Here is an 18,287-nt window from a genome sequence, read left to right as displayed (position 1 = left end):
CTAACCCCTATTGAATGCAGTGATAATGTTTAAACGCAGTGCGCTGATAGCCGGTGCAATACCTGTGACTAGACCCAGTAACAACATATAACCCAAAGCTTGTAATAGGATACTTTGATCTAACACCAGATTAGGTAAAAATCTTGCAAGGTATTCTGATGCCACTTGAATAAGTAAATAAGCCGCACCTAGACCTAATAAACCACCTAAAAAGGCTAACAAACAGGACTCAATAAGCACCATCTTAAAAATGCGCATTGATTCAAAACCCAAAGTTTTTAGTACCGCAATCTCAGCGGTGCGTTCTCTGATCGCCAGAACCATAGTGTTACCCACCACAATTAAGATGGTAAAAAATGCCATAAACACCACACCAAAAATAATCAGTCCAATATTACCTATTTGTTCTATAAAGGCTTTATTAAAGGCTTGTTCGGTGCTGGTGTCGGTTTCGGCATTAGAATTGGCAAAATTACTATCTATGGCTTTGGCAACACTTTCATTCATTGACGGATCAAGGGTAGTAATGATTAACCAACCAATATTATCTCCGCCCCAAGATTGGGTTTCATTAAAATATTTATAATGGAATAACACGTAACTAGTATCGGTTTTTTCTTCCGCACCACTAAATATGCCTGCAATCACAAAGTCCCAAGTTTGGCCTCCGTCTTTGTGAGAAAAAATATTCGATGACAGTGGAATACTGTCGCCTACCTTCCAGCCATTAGCCAAAGCGATACGCTCGCCAACTAATACACTAGCCTGATTATTCAGCCATGCATTACGCTGAGTAGGTTCTACTACTAATTCGGGGTAGACCTCTAAATAACTCTCGGGGTCGACTGCAAAGGTCACCACTTGATTCGCAGGCTCCTGATAATAACCACCAAACCAATTGGCATGGGTGACTTGTTTAACCCCTTCTATTGCTTGAGTTTTATTCACATAAGAATAAGGTAAAGGATTAGTGAAGTTAGTTTTATGTACTACGACCAAACGATTATCTGCCGACATTTCAACCCCAGAGTTTAGGGCTCCGCGCAAGGTCATAATGGCCCCAAAAATCAAAAACGCGATAAATATGGCAAAGGTAGTCAAAAACAAACGCATCTTTTTTCGGGTTAAATTTTTATAGACTAGATACAAGTCTTTCATACCAATAACTCCTCTGCTTTAACAAACTCCCCTTTGTTGAGATGCACAGTATGTTTGGCAAATTTAGCGGCAGAAGGATCGTGAGTGACCATAACTATGGTTTTGCCAAACTTTTCATTAAGAAGCTGCAATGTCTGCAAAATTTCATCAGCAGTTTGCCTATCCAAATCGCCAGTAGGCTCATCACAGAGTAAAAATTTAGGGTCGGACACTACGGCTCTGGCAATCGCCACTCGCTGTTGTTGACCACCGGACATTTCGCTTGGCATATGACTGGCTCTGTCACTTAAACCAACAAGCTCTAAGGCAACTTTCACTTGTTGTTTTCGCTCGCTGCGGCTCATGTTAGTTAGTAATAAAGGTAACTCCACATTACGCGCCGCATTTAACATAGGCATTAAATTATAAAACTGGAAAATAAAACCAATATTATTAGCTCGCCATTTTGCCAGCTGTCCTTCGCTAAGGTTATCAATGCGCTGGCCATCAAAGGTAATTTGACCTTCGGTGGGTTGGTCCACACCGCCAAGTAAATTTAGCAAAGTGGTTTTGCCTGAGCCGGAAGGACCCATAATGGCCAAAAAATCGCCTTCTTTAATTTGCATATTCAAATCGTGGAAAATGCTGATAGTCTCTTTGCCTTTAGTAAATCGCTTAGCAACTTGACTCAATTCAAATAAATTTTGACTGCTCATGCTTATTATCCTCTTATTCTTTTTCTATTTCTATTTTTGTGTATTAGCTGTCTTTCATAAACCCAACTTTTACGCCCATTTCAGGCAGGATCCTCGGGTCTTCTAATTCGATTTTAATTCTGACTTGTACTGTGGCTTTCGCCCTGTCTGCAGTGGGTATAGTGGCAATTACTGAAGCGGGTATTGGCCAATCTGGGTAAGCGTCTAAGGTGGCATTAACCTTTTGACCGGGATAAACACGACCAATAAAAGATTCATTTACGTCCACTTCTATTTCTAGAGAGCTCATATCTACTATGGTGCAGATACCCGTACGCGTAAAACCACCTCCTGCTGACGAAGGTGCAACTATTTCACCAGGTTGGGCATTTTTTTGAGTCACTACACCACTAAATGGCGCTCTGATAGTATGATCGTCTAGACGTTCTTGTTGGCGGCGAATTTCTATTTTAGCGACCTGTAAATCAGCGTCTGCACTTTCTAAATTGGCTAACAAATTCTGCTGATTAGCAAATCCACGGGTGCGTTCGATTTCACTTGAATAGGTATTGTTAAGGGTGCGCTGATAATTGATTTTTGCTTCATCTAGGTTAACTAAAATAGCTTTACGTCTTGCTTGTAGCACATCTAATTGCGCACGGGCGTAATCAAGATTTACCTCGGCTAAATTACTATCAAGGGTGGCGAGGATTTGTCCTTCTTCGACATTCATACCTTCTTCTACATTAACTTGGGTGATCAGCCCCATGACTTCGGAAGATACCGTAGCCATACGCCTGGCGGTTATGTAACCGGATGAGTTGAGGATAGTGTCGTTTGCTTGAACAATTGGTTTTGCTGGCTCTGAAGACTTTGTCGAACTTGACTGGGTTTTGTTATTAACTTGAGTTCCAAAAGGACTATTTTTTTCAACTGTTTGCACAGGCACAAAATAGTTAAGGGTTGCCCAAATAGACAAAACACAACAGATAACCAGCAACAACAAAACTTGCCAAAATTTTATCCCAGTCTTTTCTTGGGTTGGGTTTCTATCTATTTTAAGTTGTTGCAACAATTCACTTTTATCCGTCACCCTAACCTCTATTAAATTAGCTATTTATGTAGTCAAGATTACCCTCTAAAAGCAAAAGGTAAAGCGCTGATTTATTAATCAACTTAAAGACTTGATATTAGATAATCATGGCATAAAAATATAAAAAATGGATTAGCCATAAGTCATGACTTAGGGATGACAAAAGTCATAAAATACTAAAAAGTATCGGCTTTATGTGAAACAGATATTTTTACAAACAGGATGAGGTTATAGGGTACCAATAGGTTTTTCGACTATGTAAGTCTGTTCTGGAGAAAAGCAACATGAGAAAGTCGAGCCTTTTCCTAGCTTACTTTCAATGTTTAGAACTGAATTATGATGAGACAAAACATGTTTAACAATGGATAGACCTAATCCAGAGCCGCCAGTGGTGCGTGATCTGGCTTTATCCACTCGATAAAAACGTTCGGTTAGCCTTTTAATATGTTCAGATGCAATACCTTCACCGTTATCTTTCACACTGAATTTAACTTGTTTACCTTCTAAGCCCCATTTAACTTCGATGACACCACCGTTAGGGGTATAATGGATGCCATTAAAAATTAAATTTGAGAAGGCGCTGCGTAGCTCATTTTCATTACCATACACATATAAAATTGGCGAAATATCAAAAAATAATTTATGTTTTCTATCTCGATTGAGAGCTTCTGCTTCTATCTGAATTTGCCATAACAATTGCGGTACATTCACCAATTTTTCAAATGCTCTTTCAGTACTCGCTTCAATACGTGACAACACCAATAGTTCTTCAATTAAACTTTGCATACGCAGAGACTGAGTGCGCATTTCACTGATAGCCTTAACCATCATGGGTTCTGGTACATCGCCATTTAGTGGCAACATTTCTAAGTAACCATTAATCACGGTTAGAGGTGTTTTTAATTCATGAGACACATTGGCAACAAAATCCTTACGCATTTTTTCAATTTGTGTCAAACGTGTGACATCACGAAAGAGCACCATCAATTGTTCATCTTCATAAGGCACGACCCTAAGTTCTAATACTTTATTGGGATTAATCGGCGATATGATTTCTATAGGTTGAGCAAAACTATTAGCGTGATAAAAGCTTACAAACTGCTTATCGTTAATACATTCATATACTTTCTTACCCATATCGTCGGGCCAACTCAAACCCAACTCAATTCTCGCAAGTCGGTTACACCAGGTTATATCACCACAACCATCGACTATAATTGCCGCATCGGGAAGCGCTTCTGAACCTTGCCGAAAACGACGAATGATCTCACCCAAAGCTTTGCGCTTATTACGACTTTTTAAGTTAGCGCCATAAATTCCTTGATAAATATGCGACCAAATACCTCGGGCTGTAGGAGGAGATATCTTTTTGCTATGCCATAACCAATGGTTGAGCCTATAAAGCCGCCAGTAGTGCCAGCCAAGCAACCCAAAGACACCAATCAGCAAGATAAGAGTTAGTTCATTAATATAGAAGCCAAGTAACGTACAAGCTGCCAGAAAACTGATGACTCTGGCTATGCTTCTTAACCAAGGATAAGAGTGATTCATCTGGGGCCTAGATTCCTTTTAAAGCAACTAAAATATATTCGTTTTTCTGAGAACTAATAGTTTTGCTCTCATGTAGCTGAGGGCACATATCACATATAGCTGAGGGCTCTTTTAGCTGAGGGCTTTCTTTTAGCTGAAGGCTCTCTTTTAGCTGAAGGCTCTCTTTAGCTGAGGGCTCTACACCCTACTCGAAAAACGATAACCTGCACCGCGCACTGTTTGGATCATATTATCATGAGAAAACTCAGACAAGGCTTTACGTAACCTTCTAATGTGCACGTCTACTGTTCGATCTTCAACATATACGTTAGTTCCCCAAACGTTGTCCAACAACTGCTCACGGCTATAGACTCGCTCAGAATGAGTCATAAAAAAGTGCAGAAGCTTAAATTCTGTTGGTCCCATATCAATAGGGGTCTCATTAGATGTCACACGATGGGATAGAGGATCGAGTTTCAAACCTTGGTAATCAATGGCATCTTCGCTTGATGTAGGAGAAACACGTCTGATCACCGCTTTGACTCTTGCCACCAATTCTTTTGGCGAAAAAGGTTTAGTCACATAATCATCAGCACCGGCTTCCAAGCCCCTAATTTTGTCTTCTTCCTCACCTCTGGCAGTTAACATTATAATAGGAATATCTCGAGCATACTCATGTTGCTTGAGTTTTTTCGCTAATTGCACGCCGGTGCCACCTGGTAACATCCAGTCTAATAAAATCAAATCAGGAAAAGGCTCTACAATCTTGTCTAAGGCTATTTGAAAATCTTCAGCCTCAACGGTTTCATAACCCGATTGTTCCAGCACAAATTTCAACATGTCGCGGATCGGAGCTTCGTCTTCCACCAGTAAAATACGTTTTGCCATTTTTATGTTCCTTGCTGCATTAACGACGCATTATTCAGATTTTGTGTGACAGTTTTATTACGGTGAGCATTTTAGACTACATTTGGACTATAAAAACAACATTCGAATAGACCACAGGCCTATACTACTTTGATTAATCTACACCTTAAAACACATTGTTGCTTAGACGTCTTGTTTATTTTTTTCATTCCGCATATTCTTCCTATGCAGTTTAAACGACAGGAAATATAAACATTGATGTCAAACGTCAAACAAGGGTTATCCAGAAAGCTTTTAGCCAGAGTGCTGTCGGTTTATTTTGTGCTAACTCTGATTGTGACCGCAGGCCAAGTTTTTACTGAATATGTAAACGCAAAAAGTCATATCGAAGATGAGCTTAAAACTTTAAAAAACACCTTCAGTACTAGTTTAACTCGCGCTATTTGGGAGCTTAATACACCTCAGGCCAAATCTATCGCGGTAGGTTTGATGGAGCTGCCTATAGTTGAAGGGGTGCAAATTCGAGATGAAAATAGTAACTATATAGCCGATTTAGGGCGTACTTCTAAATTAGCCGGTGAATCGATCACTAAAGGTGTAGTGAGAGATCATACGGGCGGAACCTTTGGTTACAGTTTTCCATTAATTTTTGAATTCTCTGGTAGAACATCATTAGTCGGTGATGTCACTTTATATTCAAGTTCAACCATTATCTTTGGAAGAATAGAAGTAGGTATACTTTTCTTGATTGGTAATGCCATAGTCAAAACAGCATTTTTAGTTTTTCTATTTATGAGCGCATTTCGCACTATGCTGACAAATCCGCTCAATGAATTAACCCAACAAATTACCGACTTCAACCTAGACGACCCTGAATCTTCCAAGCTTGATTTGAGCATCGATGAAGATAATGAATTAAAGGTATTAGAGACGTCTTACAATAAATTAATCGATGAAATGATTGTGTTTCAATCTAAGCTTGCTGGTACTCAAAATGAATTACAACAAGCCAACCTGAGATTAGATGATCAAAATAGCTCCTTAGAAGAAGAAGTGGCTAAAAAAACTGCCACACTGAGCAGGATCATGTTGGACTTAGAACAACAAAAAGATGAGTTATTAATTAATCAACGGGAATTGCGCCAAGAAAACGAAAACCGCCAATTTATCGAAGATGAACTACGTAAACGAAATACTGAATTAGCGACATCGATGGAAACCATTCAGATGGCGAAAGACCAATTGGTTGAATCAGAAAGAATGGCATCACTGGGAGGTTTAGTAGCGGGCATTGCCCACGACGTAAATACTCCTTTAGGTGTAAGTGTTACAGCAACCAGCTTTTTGCAAGACAGAGTAAAAAAAACTTCAAAACGCCTATGACGATAAAAAACTAACAGGCAATACCATGACATCGTTTTTGTCAGAGGCTCAACAAACCATCACGTTATTAACAAACAATTTAAATCGTGCCTCCGATCTTATTTCAAGTTTTAAGCAAGTTGCTGTTGATCAAACAAGTGAAGCTGTAAGAGAAATCAATGTCAGTGAGTATTTATCTGAAGTTGTGCAATCTTTGGCGCCAAATTTTAAGAAGACTCAACATACTATCGATATTCATTGTCCAGACGATTTATCAATTAAATGTGCGCCTGGCGTGCTAGCACAAATATTAACCAACATGATAATGAACTCTCTGATCCATGGCTTCGAAGACAAACTTAAAGGCGCCATTAATCTTGATATTTCCGAGCAAGACGGCAACCTTATTATCGACTACAGAGACGATGGAAGAGGTCTTGATGAAGGTACCCTAGAACGACATTTTGATGCATTTTTTACTACCCGCAGAGGCAAAGGCGGAAGCGGCTTAGGTACACATATTATGTACAACTTAGTGACCCAAACGTTAGGAGGCGAAATAGAAGCATTTAGTCAACCTGACAAAGGCCTGCAATACAAAATCACAATCCCCGTTTAATTTCTGCCTTTTACGCATAGTAGATAAGGTCAATTCCTGATAATCTCTACGGCCTTTTTTAATAGCGCGACTCTGCGCTGAAGGCTTGTTTATTTTTCGCAATCCAAGCATCAGTATCGTTTGAGATTGAAACAATTTTTAACTCGAATCATAAACAGCCCCAACTATTAGCGGATTATTTTCATGTGGTTTAAAAATCTAAAGCTTTATGCAATTACCCAAGATATGGATTTCAAAGAACAAGACTTTGAAGACAAACTTGCTGAGTTCAAATTTCGCCCTTGCGGCAGTCAAGAATTAGCCACAATGGGGTGGGCTTCTCCCTTTAATCAGGGCGAGACCTTAATCCATGCTACTGCGGGTAGAATTTGGATGACTCTAAAAAAACAAGAACGTATCTTACCAGCTGTGGTTGTGAATGCTGAATTAGCGGACAAAGTTGCGCTAATTGAGGCTGAGACAGGCTCTCCAGTAGGCAAAAAAGCCCAGCAGGATATGAAGCAAGAGATCATTCATCGATTGTTGCCACAAGCCTTCACTAAAAATAGTTATACACACGGTTTCATCTCTATCAAAGATAATTTAGTGGTAGTAGATGCCTCTGCAGATGGTAAAGCTGAAGCCTTTTTGGCCATGGTGCGTAAAGCCATAGGATCTTTACCTGTTGTACCTTTGGCAAGACAATCTGTGCAAGCAGATTTAACATCATGGTTAAAAGATAATTCTGCGCCATCAGATATTAGTGTATTAGAAGAAGCAGAACTCAAAGCTCTGGAAGAAGACGGAGCTATTATTCGTTGTAAAAATCAGGATTTATACTGCGACGAAATCAAGCATCATTTAGAAGCTGGAAAGTCAGTTCAAAAAATTGCGATTGAATGGAATGAAACTCTTACAGCTATTATTCAAGAAGATTTAAGCATCAAACGTTTGAAATTCACCGATGTGATTAGAGAACAAAACGACGATATACCTAAAGATCAAATGTTAGCCAGATTGGATGCTAATTTTGCTTTGATGTCTGGTGAAGTAGTGCGTTTTGCAAAACGACTTAAAGAGATATTTAACTTAGACGATGAAAAAGTGAGTTAACGGAAAAAGCGAGCTTCTAGCAAAATAATTCTAGACTAATGACTAATAAGGAAAAGCGAATACTTTTCCTTATTTCTTATCTTAAAACTTTTGTTCTTTGTGTCTTTAAGCTCGCTGGCTCGAAACTAGTAGCTCGCAGCTTTTTTCAACCCTATTGAAAAATGAGCTTTGCGCTATCACGCAGTTCATCAAATTCATCACTAAGTAATGCCGACAAATTATCAACAATGCCTTTTTCTATTGCGGCATTAAAAACCGCTTCTTTATGGCTCTCAAACTTGCCACAAAGTGTTGCACCTAACCTAACTAAATCTAAGTAAGAAACATCGTCAGAAATGACAGATAAATCTTTCCAATTCTGAGCCACATTCACAAACTCTGGTTCAAAGCCCCATTCTGTCATGATACTAGCACCAATTTTACCTGCCATTTTATCAATGGCCACATTCAAGAATGTTGGATTAGCAAAAACATCTGCATGGCGTTCTGCTTCGGTCAATATTGGTAACACACCAATATTATGCACTAAGGCAGCCAACATCATTGAATCAAGGTTTAGGGCGCGGTTTTTGGTTTGTTTGGTGTGCACTTGTAATGCTGCCATTGAACTTGCCACAATTTCAATGGTATCTGCCCAAATTCGAGACATGTACTCTTTGACTATGGGGTTTTTGGATACAAAGAGTTGTTCCATTGCCAAAGCGGTAGAGATATTTTTAATTTGACGCAAACCAATACGAGTGACAGCTTGTTGCGCTGAGATGACTTTAACCGATCGACCTAAATATGCACTATTTGAAATTTTAATCATACGTGCGCTTAAAGATGGATCTTGGCTGATGACATCGGCCATTGCATTTAAATTAATATCTGGGTCGTCCGCCGCTCTCCTTACCTTCAGTGCAATTGCAGGTAATGTGGGTAGAACCAATGTATCGTTATTAATTTTTTCTACCAAAATAGTGAGAAGTGCGTTTTCTGTAGCCATGTGATTTCCTATATTCTGTCAAAACAAATCGAACCCTAAGGTAAGTCTATGAAAATAGTTTTCTTTTTTCCCACCTGAACATTTAAGCAATCAAATTAAAGAATGTAAAAGAATGTAAATGCTAGCACACTTTTTTATAGTATCTAGATATGATAAACGCATTAAAAGCCAAAAATTTGTTATATTTCCTATGAATTAAGTTAAATAGCGCAATACAACAATAAAAAAAGGTGACGCAATGAAAGTTCTTTCAAAATCATACATTTCAGCAATAGCATTAGTCGTTTGTTCAACACTGGCTTCATCATGCAATAAACCCACAAATGATACAGTTCAGATCCCACCAACCGTGATCATAGCAACTGATAAAGATGTAGCGTTTTCACTTATTGAAGGCTACGAAAACCGCCTCAATATTTATTTCCCCGTCACACTTTCTGCTGACATAGATCATTTAAGTGACAACCAGAGACAAATGTTAGCCATATTGATTGAAGCATCAGTGATTATGGATGATTTATTTTGGCGTCAGGCTTTTGGTGACAACAAAGACACGTTTTTAGCTGCTATAGCTGACAACAAAACCCAAAATTTTGCCAATATCAACTATGGCCCTTGGGATAGATTAGATGGTGACCAAGTTTTCCTGTCGAATACTGATGAAAAACCGTTAGGTGCGCAATTTTATCCCGCAGATATGACCAAGACAGAATTTGAAGCCAGCAACTTTGCAGACAAAAATGGCTTATATTCTATGGTGCGTAGAGATAAAATGGGCCAGTTAATTGCGATCCCCTACTCAACTTACTTTGCCGAAGAACTAAAAGAAGCCTCAACACTGCTAACAAAAGCAGCCACTTTAGCTGAGGATAAAAGTTTTGCGGCTTATCTCAAATTACGGGCTGAAGCGTTATTAACCAACAATTATCAACCGTCTGACTATGCGTGGATGGATATGAAGACCAATCCTATCGAATTAGTTTATGGTCCCATTGAGACCTACGAAGACCAGCTATTTGGTTATCGAGCAGCATTTGAGTCTTACGTATTATTGAAGGATTTGGCGTGGAGCGAGAGGCTTAGTAAATATGCATCTTTCTTACCTGAGCTGCAACAAGGCTTGCCGGTTGAGGAAAAGTACAAAGCACAAATGCCAGGAGCCAATGCTGATTTAAATGCCTACGATGTGATTTATTACGCAGGACATTCAAACGCCGGTAGTAAAACTATTGCCATCAACTTGCCAAACGACGAAGAAGTACAACTGAAAAAAGGCACCCGTAGGTTACAACTCAAAAATGCCATGCGCGCCAAATTTGATAATATTTTAGTACCTATTTCTAAACAATTGATTGTGCCTGAACAACGTCAACACATTACTTTCAGCGCTTTTTTCGCTAACACTATGTTTCATGAAGTGGCCCATGGGCTTGGCATCAAATCAGTATTAGGAAGTGAACAAACGGTTAGACAGGCTTTAAAGGAACACGCGTCAGCATTAGAAGAAGGCAAAGCCGATATTTTAGGACTGTATATGGTTCAACAACTATTAGCCAAAGGTGTCATTGAAGAAGGAATGTTAGAAGATTATTACGTCACCTTTATGGCGGGAATTTTTCGTTCTGTTCGCTTCGGAGCATCTAGCGCACACGGAAAAGCCAATATGATCAGGTTTAACTTTTTTCAGGATCACCAAGCCTTTAGTCGTAACGAAGATGGTTTATACCAAGTCGACATGCAGAATATGAGTAAAGCTATTGACGCCTTATCAAATAAAATACTGACTCTACAAGGTGATGGCGACTATGAAGGTGTGACAAAATTAGTTGCTGAAAAAGGTGTTATCAAAGCTCTGTTACAGCAAGACTTAGATAGATTAACTGCTGCTGATATTCCAGTAGACGTAAATTTCAAACAAGGTGTTAAGGTTCTAGGGCTTTAATCTCAAAGGGTAAATGGTCAAGTATTGAGCTTATCTGCCCCTCAATACTTGGTTTGTTAATTCAAAGTTTTAGGCTGGTCCTGATAAGGTGGCCAGCCCATGGCTTTGCCTGCTAGCACATGTAAATGGATGTGGTACACAGTTTGCCCGCCATTTTCGTTACAATTCATCACAGCTCTGTAACCATCTTTAGCAAAACCCTGTTTTTCAGCTAAATGTGCTGCCACCCAATACAAATGTCCCACTAAGGCTTTATCGGCCTCTTCGATATCATTTATAGTAGCAATCGGCTTTTTGGGGATGACCAAAAAATGTATAGGGGCTTGGGGATTAATATCACTAAACGCCAAAGCTAATTCATCTTCATAAATAATGTCGGCTGGGATTTCTTTATTGATTATCTTGGTAAAAATAGTTTCGCTCATGGCTTCTTCCTTAGGGGTTGTTGATCTTTCATATGTCAGCCGAGACTGAGGTCATTTATTTGTATACCGAGGCGTTCGTCTTGAAGTTTAGCCCTTCTAAACGAAAGATGAACAACAAAGGTAGGCGAATAAATGGCCCAGTCCCTATATAAATACAAACAATAATAGTGCAGCACCTAGGATCAATCTATAGATCACAAATGGCAACATTCCAATTTTGGAGATCCAGGCTAAAAATAGGTAAATACAAGCATAAGCACTAACAAATGAAAATGCAGCACCAAAGATTAGCGCTTGCCAATCCACAGCGTCAGGGGTTTGTATTAAGTCATATGTAGCAAGTAGTCCAGCACCTAGTATCACTGGTATAGACAATAAAAATGAAAATCTAGCGGCACTTTCCCTATCGAGACCAATCATCAGTCCAGCAGTCATAGTAATACCAGAACGTGACGTTCCAGGGATAATAGCGATTGCTTGTGCAAGCCCTATAAAAATCGCATTTTTCCAGGTAATCTGATGCACAGTTTTAGTTTGTGTGGCCTTATAATCTGCGTACCAAAGCAACAAACCAAAACCAATAGTGGTAATTGCAATCACTAGAGCTGAACGGGTATATATTTCTATGAAGTCTTTGAGAGCAAACCCCAAAATTACAGCAGGGATAGTGGCAATGATGATCCACCATCCTAAGCGACTATCTTGGGTTTGATTTGCACTAAGACCATAACTAAACCAAGCCCCAGTTAAACGCCAGATATCCTCTCGAAAGTAGATAATAATTGCCAGTAGACTTCCTACATGCACTGCCACATCAAAAGCCATACCTTGATTATTCCAGCCTAAAACTTCGGAAGGTAAAATTAAGTGCGCTGAGCTAGATATAGGTAAAAATTCAGTTAACCCTTGAATGATCGCCAAGATAATAATTTCGAATAAGGTCATTTTCGAGTTGGGCTCCAATCAAATTTAATCGCCCACAGTTTTTGTTGGCTTTTGTCATATGCTTGCCAAAGATTGGCGTAACTTGTGTTCACTTCTGGATGGACTTCATCAGCGGCAATTTCGGCTAAAGGTTTAAGCACAAATGCATTATAAAGTACTTCAGGACGAGGTAATATTATGGGCTGAGACGTCACTTGGCGGTCGTATAGTAGTAAATCTAAATCTAAGGTTCGAGGAGCAAACTTTTGCTCACCACGCTGTCGTTTGTTGTCTTGTTCAATTTTTTTAAGAACACTGCAGACTTCTGCAATGGATAACTTAGTATTGGCTTTAATAACCAAGTTGTAAAAATTATTGCCTTCAAATCCCACCGATTCACTTTCAAAAACAGAAGACAGAGTCAGCTCACCAAATGCTTGGTACATTCCCTGTAATCCAGCCTTAGTGTGTTTTTCTTTATCCACATTACTACCGACACTAATATAGATGATATGTATTTGCTCAGTGTCAATACTCAAAGAGTTTGTTCCTTAGTAAATTCTACTGCGACATTCTTAGCGTTCGCCAGAATATCAGGCTTACTCAGCTTTAATCGTACTTTTTTAAGCATTGGAAAGGATTGCAACAACCAGTCAACCATATGGCTTGCCAAAGCTTCAATCAGTTTAAATTGGCTTTTTGCAGCAAAGTCTTTGATGCCTTGGGCTATTTGCGCGTAATTAAGCGTATTATCTACATTATCAGTTTGCGCCGCCATAGAAAGGTCGGCACAAAGCTCAACATCCACAATTAACCGCTGTTGATGTTCTCTCTCCCAGTCATATACGCCAATCAACGCAAAGACCTCTAGTCCTTCAATATGAATTTTATCCATTGGTGATCCGCGCTGCATTTTATGGAGGTTTGGTATATTCTGCTAAATTGTAACTCATTTTTTTAATACAAGTACATGACAGCACTAACAATATTAATGTTTGCTTCGGCCTATCTACTCGGTTCTATTTCCAGTGCCATTTTGGTATGCCGGTTATTCAGCTTAGGCGACCCTAGAGATCAAGGCTCAGGTAATCCTGGCGCAACCAACGTATTGCGCCTTGGAGGGAAATATCCAGCGATATTAGTATTAGTTTTTGACGTGTTAAAAGGCACGATCCCAGTGTGGGGTAGTTACTATCTCGGCCTAGAGCCTATTGATCTGGCCTTTGTTGCCGTTTTTGCCTGTATAGGTCATATGTTCCCAGTATTTTTTGATTTTTCTGGTGGCAAAGCGGTTGCCACTGCATTTGGCACAATATTACCTCTTGGTCTTGATATAGCAGCTATATTAATAGTGACATGGGGAGTTATTGTAAGTTTAACTAACTACTCTTCCCTAGCTGCTATTCTTTCGGTCGGCCTAGCACCTTTAATAACTTGGATGCTAAAACCTGAATATACACTTCCAGTGGCGATATTAAGCTTGTTAATTATATTGCGTCACAAAGGCAATATTGTTCGATTAATACAAGGAAAAGAACCAAAGGTTTCGCAAAAAAACTCGATTAAATAAACCTTTTACACTCAGAGTAATATGCCTTAAACGCTATTTTTCTAACTACACTTTTTGCAATTCTTCCAATGACCAACGAGGTCTAGCTTTAGTAGACAATCCTTCAATTTCACCGGCTTTTAGTCGCTGCAATCCTGCATAAGCGATCATAGCGCCGTTGTCGGTACAGAATTCTAATCTAGGATAAAACACCTCACCTTTAATTGACTTCATCATGGCAGCGAGTTCTTCGCGCAATTGTTTATTTGCGCTCACTCCACCGGCAATAACCAAACGTTTTAAGTTAGTGTGTTTTAAGGCACGCTTGCATTTAATGGCTAAGGTATCGACTACGGCTTCTTGAAAGGCGTAGGCGATGTTTGCCCGAGTTTGCTCTGAACCGTCTGATGCTCGGATCGTATTGGCGGCAAAAGTTTTTAAACCACTAAAACTAAAATCTAAACCAGGTTTAGTGGTCATGGGCCGTGGAAACTTATAATGGCCAGCTTCACCCTTCTCGGCTAATTTAGCTAATAAAGGACCTCCAGGATACTCGAGCCCAAGTAACTTAGCTGTTTTATCAAAGGCTTCTCCGGCTGCATCGTCTACCGATTCACCCAAGACTTCATATTGACCAATACCTGCTACTTTCACCATCATAGAATGACCGCCAGACACTAAAAGAGCAACAAAGGGAAATTCAGGTACAGGCTCGTCTAACATAGGGGCTAACAGGTGCCCTTCCATGTGATGCACGCCCACTGCAGGCTTATTCCAAGCGTATGCCAAACTGCGCGCGACTGATGAGCCCACTAACAATGCCCCAACTAAACCGGGTCCTTTGGTAAAAGCAATACCGTCTATGTCTTTGGCGCTGCAATTTGCTTCTCGCAAAGTTTCTTTTATTAAAGGTATTAACTTTCTCACATGATCTCTGGAAGCTAGCTCAGGCACTACGCCGCCATAATCAGCATGTAATTTCACTTGGCTATACAATTGATGAGCCAACAAGCCTTGTTGGTCGTCATAAATAGCCACACCAGTCTCATCACAAGACGTTTCAATACCTAATACACGCATATTCAATTTCTAACACATAGGTTTAAACTAACGGCATTTTACTGATTAGTGGTTAAACCGCCAATTTATTCTGGCATTTGTTGCAATTAATCAGTTTTTTAAGCTATCAAGACTTTACATCCATTGCGGATATGATTAGAATTCCGCACCATTTTTAACCGAGTCGGCTATTCTTATACCGGCACGATATATTTTTATTTTTTGAGGTAAGAGTTGAATGCCAATCGTTAAAGTTAGAGAAAACGAACCTTTTGATGTTGCATTGCGTCGTTTTAAACGTTCATGTGAAAAAGCAGGTGTACTTTCTGAAGTTCGTCGTCGCGAATTTTTTGAAAAACCTACTTGGGAACGTAAACGTAAGAAAGCTGCCGCTAAGAAACGTCTTTTGAAGAAGTTATCTCGCGAAAACGCTCGTCGCATCAGATTGTACTAAATCTCTTCTGAAGCGCGTTGTTTGTAGTTAAAAACCACGCGCTTTAAGTCGTTTTATCACACATCCTTTTTCCGTTTTTACTGAGTCATTCCATGTCTTTATTAGATGATTTAAAAAATGCACAAAAAGATGCTATGCGTGCCAAAGACAAAATTCGTCTGGGTACTATTCGCATGGCTTTGTCTGCTGTAAAGCAACATGAGATCGATGGCCGTACTGATCCCGATTATATTGCTCTCGATGATGATGGTGTGCTTGCTATTTTAATCAAGATGGTAAAACAGCGAAAAGATGCGGCCAGTCAATATGAGACTGCGGGTCGACAAGATTTACTTGATATCGAACTAGCAGAAATTGTTATTTTGCAAGATTTTATGCCTAAAGCCCTTAGCGAAGAAGAGCTCGACGCTCTAATTGTGCAAGCTATGGCTGAATCTGGTGCTGCAAATATGCAGGATATGGGCAAAGTCATGGGCTTATTAAAACCACAAGTTCAAGGCCGTGCTGATATGGGCAAATTAAGTGGCAAAATAAAAGCCAAACTTAATTCTTAGCAAATCCCACTTATTAGTTCAATATTTATAAACCGCACTTTGATGCGGTTTGTTTGTTTAAGTGCTTAAATTTGCCAAAGTATATGGCACAATATTCAGCCGTTTATGTTAATTGAGAAGGTCTAATGTCTGGTCGTATCCCCCGCGAGTTTATTGATGACATTATTGCTCGCACAGACATAATTGAAGTGATTGATAGTCGTGTCCGCTTAAAAAAAGCCGGACGTAATCATCAAGCCTGCTGCCCTTTTCACGATGAAAAAAGTCCTTCTTTTACGGTAAGCCAAGATAAACAGTTTTATCACTGCTTTGGTTGTGGCGCACATGGCAACGTTATTTCATTTTTGATGGAATTTGACCGCCTAGAATTTCCAGAAGCCATCGAAGAACTCGCTCAATACCATAGTATTGAGGTGCCGCGAGAAAAAGGCGGTGCACCTCCCCCGTCAGCTGAACAAAAACAACAAAAAGAGAGCGATTACGAGTTAATGGAAAAAGTAGCGAAATACTTTGCCCAACAACTCAAAGTGCATCCTGACAAAGATAAAGCAGTCAATTATTTAAAAAATCGAGGGCTCAGCGGTGAAATAGTCAAAGCCTTCGATATGGGTTTCGCGCCACCTGAATGGGATTCAGTGTTAAAAACCTTCGGCATAAGTCCGGTGTATCAAGAACAGTTACTCGATTTAAAACTTATCACAGAAAATGATAACAGGCGGCGCTTCGACTTTTTCCGCGACCGTATTATGTTTCCCATTCGTGAAAAACGCGGCCGCGTTATTGGTTTTGGTGGCAGGGTATTAGACGATGGCGGCCCCAAATATCTGAATTCACCAGAAACCCGTATATTCCATAAAGGCCATGAGCTGTATGGTTTTTACCAAGCTAAACAAGCACATCGAAATTTAGCCCGAGTGATGATTGTTGAAGGTTATATGGATGTTGTCGCGCTAGGACAATTTGGTATCGACTATGCTGTGGCCTCTCTTGGCACCGCCACTACAGCTGAGCATATCCAAATGTTATTCCGCGCCACCAGTGAAATAGTATGTTGTTACGATGGTGATCGTGCAGGCAGAGAAGCAGCGTGGCGCGCTTTAGAAAATGCACTGCCTTTCTTAAAAGATGGGGTAGAAATGAAATTTTTATTTTTACCCGATGGCGAAGACCCAGATACTTTAGTCCGTAAAATTGGCAAAGAAACCTTTGAAGAAAAACTAAAGAACGATTCAGTTCCCTTGTCTAAATTCTTTTTTGATAACTTATTACAGCGTCATCACGTAAGCAGTAATGAAGGCAAAGCTGCGTTAAAAGCTGAGGCTATACCATTAATAGAACAAATAGTCGGCGATAATATTCGAGAAATTTTATTATCTGATTTAAGTAACTATATGGGTGACCAAAACAAACATAAGTTAGAGCGTGATATCGCTCAAGCAAATCAAAGAAAAAATCCAAAGAAGTTAGATTTTAACACGCCTAATAAGAGTACAATATCACCGGTACGCATGATGATTAGGCTATTATTAGATGATCCAGGTTTAGCGATTAAATGTAGCGCCGCTGATCCCACGCCTTTAGTATCAGTTGATATCCCTGGCATGGCCATGTTAATTGAGCTTTACCAATTTTGTTTAGCTAAGCCTCTTGCGAACACGGCACAGGTCTTAGAACATTTTCGGGGTCATGCCCAAAGTGCTCAATTAGCTAAATTAATGATGTGGGAATACGCAGAACAAAACCAAACAGCCGTGTTTGAAGATAGCTTTGCCAAGCTATTAGATTGGCATTTACAAAGCCGTATGGATGAGTTGTTTTCTAAGTCTAGGGTGAGTAAATTAACCAATGAAGAAAAACAAGAACTCAATCTTCTAATAAAAGAACAAAGGTAACCTTGTAAAAGAACAAAAATGACCCAACATCTAGCCCAATGTATAGTGAGTCTGCTATACTGGCTAATTCGCTAACACCGTAGTATTTACAAAGTATTTACTGGG

17 protein-coding genes and 1 pseudogene are annotated in these 18,287 nt (G+C 39.7%); 7 read left to right on the top strand and 11 right to left on the bottom strand.

Going from position 1 to position 18,287, the window contains the following annotated elements:
* The 5 genes from GARC_RS21860 to phoB form a co-directional block, all read right to left on the bottom strand.
* The gene (locus tag GARC_RS21860; protein ID WP_007624565.1) at window positions 1-1,158 is read right to left on the bottom strand and encodes an ABC transporter permease; all 1,158 of its coding nucleotides are present in this window, start codon (window positions 1,156-1,158) and stop codon (window positions 1-3) included.
* Window positions 1,155-1,853, bottom strand: a complete 699-nt coding sequence (locus GARC_RS21855) for an ABC transporter ATP-binding protein (RefSeq protein ID WP_007624563.1) — start codon at window positions 1,851-1,853, stop codon at window positions 1,155-1,157. Before GARC_RS21855 ends, GARC_RS21860 begins: the two co-directional genes overlap by 4 nt.
* 43 nt (window positions 1,854-1,896) lie before the next feature.
* Window positions 1,897-2,925, bottom strand: a complete 1,029-nt coding sequence (locus GARC_RS21850) for an efflux RND transporter periplasmic adaptor subunit (RefSeq protein ID WP_007624561.1) — start codon at window positions 2,923-2,925, stop codon at window positions 1,897-1,899.
* Window positions 2,926-3,153: 228 nt separating this feature from the next.
* Window positions 3,154-4,476 carry a phosphate regulon sensor histidine kinase PhoR gene (gene phoR / locus GARC_RS21845; protein ID WP_007624559.1) on the bottom strand — a complete coding sequence of 441 codons (1,323 nt, stop codon included), beginning with the start codon at window positions 4,474-4,476 and terminating at the stop codon, window positions 3,154-3,156.
* 177 nt (window positions 4,477-4,653) lie between these two features.
* Window positions 4,654-5,343, bottom strand: a complete 690-nt coding sequence (gene phoB / locus GARC_RS21840) for a phosphate regulon transcriptional regulator PhoB (RefSeq protein WP_007624557.1) — start codon at window positions 5,341-5,343, stop codon at window positions 4,654-4,656.
* Between the two features lie 237 nt (window positions 5,344-5,580).
* Here phoB and GARC_RS21835 point away from each other — a divergent pair.
* Together GARC_RS21835 and rdgC are read left to right on the top strand one after the other, a co-directional pair.
* Window positions 5,581-7,303, top strand: a pseudogene (locus GARC_RS21835) (ATP-binding protein).
* Between the two features lie 183 nt (window positions 7,304-7,486).
* A complete protein-coding gene (gene rdgC / locus GARC_RS21830; protein ID WP_007624555.1) occupies window positions 7,487-8,395 on the top strand; it encodes a recombination-associated protein RdgC in 909 nt (302 codons plus the stop codon).
* 151 nt (window positions 8,396-8,546) lie between these two features.
* On the opposite strand, the gene GARC_RS21825 is transcribed toward rdgC, so the two are convergent.
* Window positions 8,547-9,383: an HDOD domain-containing protein gene (locus tag GARC_RS21825; RefSeq protein WP_007624554.1), complete on the bottom strand. Its 837-nt coding sequence runs from the start codon at window positions 9,381-9,383 to the stop codon at window positions 8,547-8,549.
* Window positions 9,384-9,621: 238 nt separating this feature from the next.
* On the opposite strand from GARC_RS21825, the gene GARC_RS21820 reads away from it, so the two are divergent.
* Window positions 9,622-11,325, top strand: coding sequence for a dipeptidyl-peptidase 3 family protein (locus tag GARC_RS21820; RefSeq protein ID WP_039990229.1), 1,704 nt, complete (start codon window positions 9,622-9,624; stop codon window positions 11,323-11,325).
* A gap of 56 nt (window positions 11,326-11,381) precedes the next feature.
* Here the strand turns inward: GARC_RS21820 and GARC_RS21815 are convergent, their stop codons facing one another.
* From GARC_RS21815 to folB, 4 genes are all read right to left on the bottom strand, one after another.
* Window positions 11,382-11,750 carry a histidine triad nucleotide-binding protein gene (locus tag GARC_RS21815; protein WP_007624551.1) on the bottom strand — a complete coding sequence of 123 codons (369 nt, stop codon included), beginning with the start codon at window positions 11,748-11,750 and terminating at the stop codon, window positions 11,382-11,384.
* 144 nt (window positions 11,751-11,894) lie between these two features.
* Window positions 11,895-12,695, bottom strand: coding sequence for an undecaprenyl-diphosphate phosphatase (locus tag GARC_RS21810; RefSeq protein ID WP_007624550.1), 801 nt, complete (start codon window positions 12,693-12,695; stop codon window positions 11,895-11,897).
* Window positions 12,692-13,213, bottom strand: a complete 522-nt coding sequence (folK, locus tag GARC_RS21805; protein ID WP_007624548.1) for a 2-amino-4-hydroxy-6-hydroxymethyldihydropteridine diphosphokinase — start codon at window positions 13,211-13,213, stop codon at window positions 12,692-12,694. Before folK ends, GARC_RS21810 begins: the two co-directional genes overlap by 4 nt.
* A complete protein-coding gene (folB, locus tag GARC_RS21800; RefSeq protein WP_007624545.1) occupies window positions 13,210-13,569 on the bottom strand; it encodes a dihydroneopterin aldolase in 360 nt (119 codons plus the stop codon). The genes folK and folB overlap by 4 nt, the downstream gene beginning before the upstream one ends.
* Before the next feature lie 75 nt (window positions 13,570-13,644).
* Here folB and plsY point away from each other — a divergent pair, with 75 nt between their 5' ends.
* Window positions 13,645-14,244, top strand: coding sequence for a glycerol-3-phosphate 1-O-acyltransferase PlsY (gene plsY, locus GARC_RS21795; protein ID WP_007624543.1), 600 nt, complete (start codon window positions 13,645-13,647; stop codon window positions 14,242-14,244).
* Between the two features lie 45 nt (window positions 14,245-14,289).
* Here the strand turns inward: plsY and tsaD are convergent, their stop codons facing one another.
* Window positions 14,290-15,303 carry a tRNA (adenosine(37)-N6)-threonylcarbamoyltransferase complex transferase subunit TsaD gene (gene tsaD, locus GARC_RS21790; RefSeq protein WP_007624541.1) on the bottom strand — a complete coding sequence of 338 codons (1,014 nt, stop codon included), beginning with the start codon at window positions 15,301-15,303 and terminating at the stop codon, window positions 14,290-14,292.
* Between the two features lie 217 nt (window positions 15,304-15,520).
* Between tsaD and rpsU the strand changes: the two genes are divergently transcribed.
* From rpsU to dnaG, 3 genes are all read left to right on the top strand, one after another.
* Complete coding sequence (gene rpsU, locus GARC_RS21785; RefSeq protein WP_006991319.1) at window positions 15,521-15,736, top strand: 30S ribosomal protein S21; 216 nt, start codon at window positions 15,521-15,523, stop codon at window positions 15,734-15,736.
* Between the two features lie 92 nt (window positions 15,737-15,828).
* Window positions 15,829-16,290, top strand: coding sequence for a GatB/YqeY domain-containing protein (locus GARC_RS21780; protein ID WP_007624534.1), 462 nt, complete (start codon window positions 15,829-15,831; stop codon window positions 16,288-16,290).
* A 125-nt stretch (window positions 16,291-16,415) separates the two neighbouring features.
* Window positions 16,416-18,182, top strand: coding sequence for a DNA primase (gene dnaG, locus GARC_RS21775; protein ID WP_007624532.1), 1,767 nt, complete (start codon window positions 16,416-16,418; stop codon window positions 18,180-18,182).
* Window positions 18,183-18,287: the final 105 nt, after the last annotated feature.

It is taken from the genome of Paraglaciecola arctica BSs20135, assembly GCF_000314995.1.
In the GTDB taxonomy this organism is placed as follows: domain Bacteria; phylum Pseudomonadota; class Gammaproteobacteria; order Enterobacterales; family Alteromonadaceae; genus Paraglaciecola; species Paraglaciecola arctica.
Note: the sequence above shows the minus strand (reverse complement) of the source record. Positions and strands in the feature narration are given on the sequence as shown.

What these genes read in the sequence shown, in the direction of transcription:
- rdgC (WP_007624555.1), top strand. Translation starts at nt 7,487, where the DNA reads ATGTGGTTTAAAAATCTAAAGCTTTATGCAATTACCCAAGATATGGAT.
- plsY (WP_007624543.1), top strand. Translation starts at nt 13,645, where the DNA reads ATGACAGCACTAACAATATTAATGTTTGCTTCGGCCTATCTACTCGGT.
- phoR (WP_007624559.1), bottom strand. Translation starts at nt 4,476, where the DNA reads ATGAATCACTCTTATCCTTGGTTAAGAAGCATAGCCAGAGTCATCAGT.
- GARC_RS21860 (WP_007624565.1), bottom strand. Translation starts at nt 1,158, where the DNA reads ATGAAAGACTTGTATCTAGTCTATAAAAATTTAACCCGAAAAAAGATG.
- tsaD (WP_007624541.1), bottom strand. Translation starts at nt 15,303, where the DNA reads ATGCGTGTATTAGGTATTGAAACGTCTTGTGATGAGACTGGTGTGGCT.
- GARC_RS21820 (WP_039990229.1), top strand. Translation starts at nt 9,622, where the DNA reads ATGAAAGTTCTTTCAAAATCATACATTTCAGCAATAGCATTAGTCGTT.
- GARC_RS21825 (WP_007624554.1), bottom strand. Translation starts at nt 9,383, where the DNA reads ATGGCTACAGAAAACGCACTTCTCACTATTTTGGTAGAAAAAATTAAT.
- GARC_RS21810 (WP_007624550.1), bottom strand. Translation starts at nt 12,695, where the DNA reads ATGACCTTATTCGAAATTATTATCTTGGCGATCATTCAAGGGTTAACT.
- dnaG (WP_007624532.1), top strand. Translation starts at nt 16,416, where the DNA reads ATGTCTGGTCGTATCCCCCGCGAGTTTATTGATGACATTATTGCTCGC.
- folB (WP_007624545.1), bottom strand. Translation starts at nt 13,569, where the DNA reads ATGGATAAAATTCATATTGAAGGACTAGAGGTCTTTGCGTTGATTGGC.
- rpsU (WP_006991319.1), top strand. Translation starts at nt 15,521, where the DNA reads ATGCCAATCGTTAAAGTTAGAGAAAACGAACCTTTTGATGTTGCATTG.
- GARC_RS21815 (WP_007624551.1), bottom strand. Translation starts at nt 11,750, where the DNA reads ATGAGCGAAACTATTTTTACCAAGATAATCAATAAAGAAATCCCAGCC.
- GARC_RS21855 (WP_007624563.1), bottom strand. Translation starts at nt 1,853, where the DNA reads ATGAGCAGTCAAAATTTATTTGAATTGAGTCAAGTTGCTAAGCGATTT.
- phoB (WP_007624557.1), bottom strand. Translation starts at nt 5,343, where the DNA reads ATGGCAAAACGTATTTTACTGGTGGAAGACGAAGCTCCGATCCGCGAC.
- GARC_RS21780 (WP_007624534.1), top strand. Translation starts at nt 15,829, where the DNA reads ATGTCTTTATTAGATGATTTAAAAAATGCACAAAAAGATGCTATGCGT.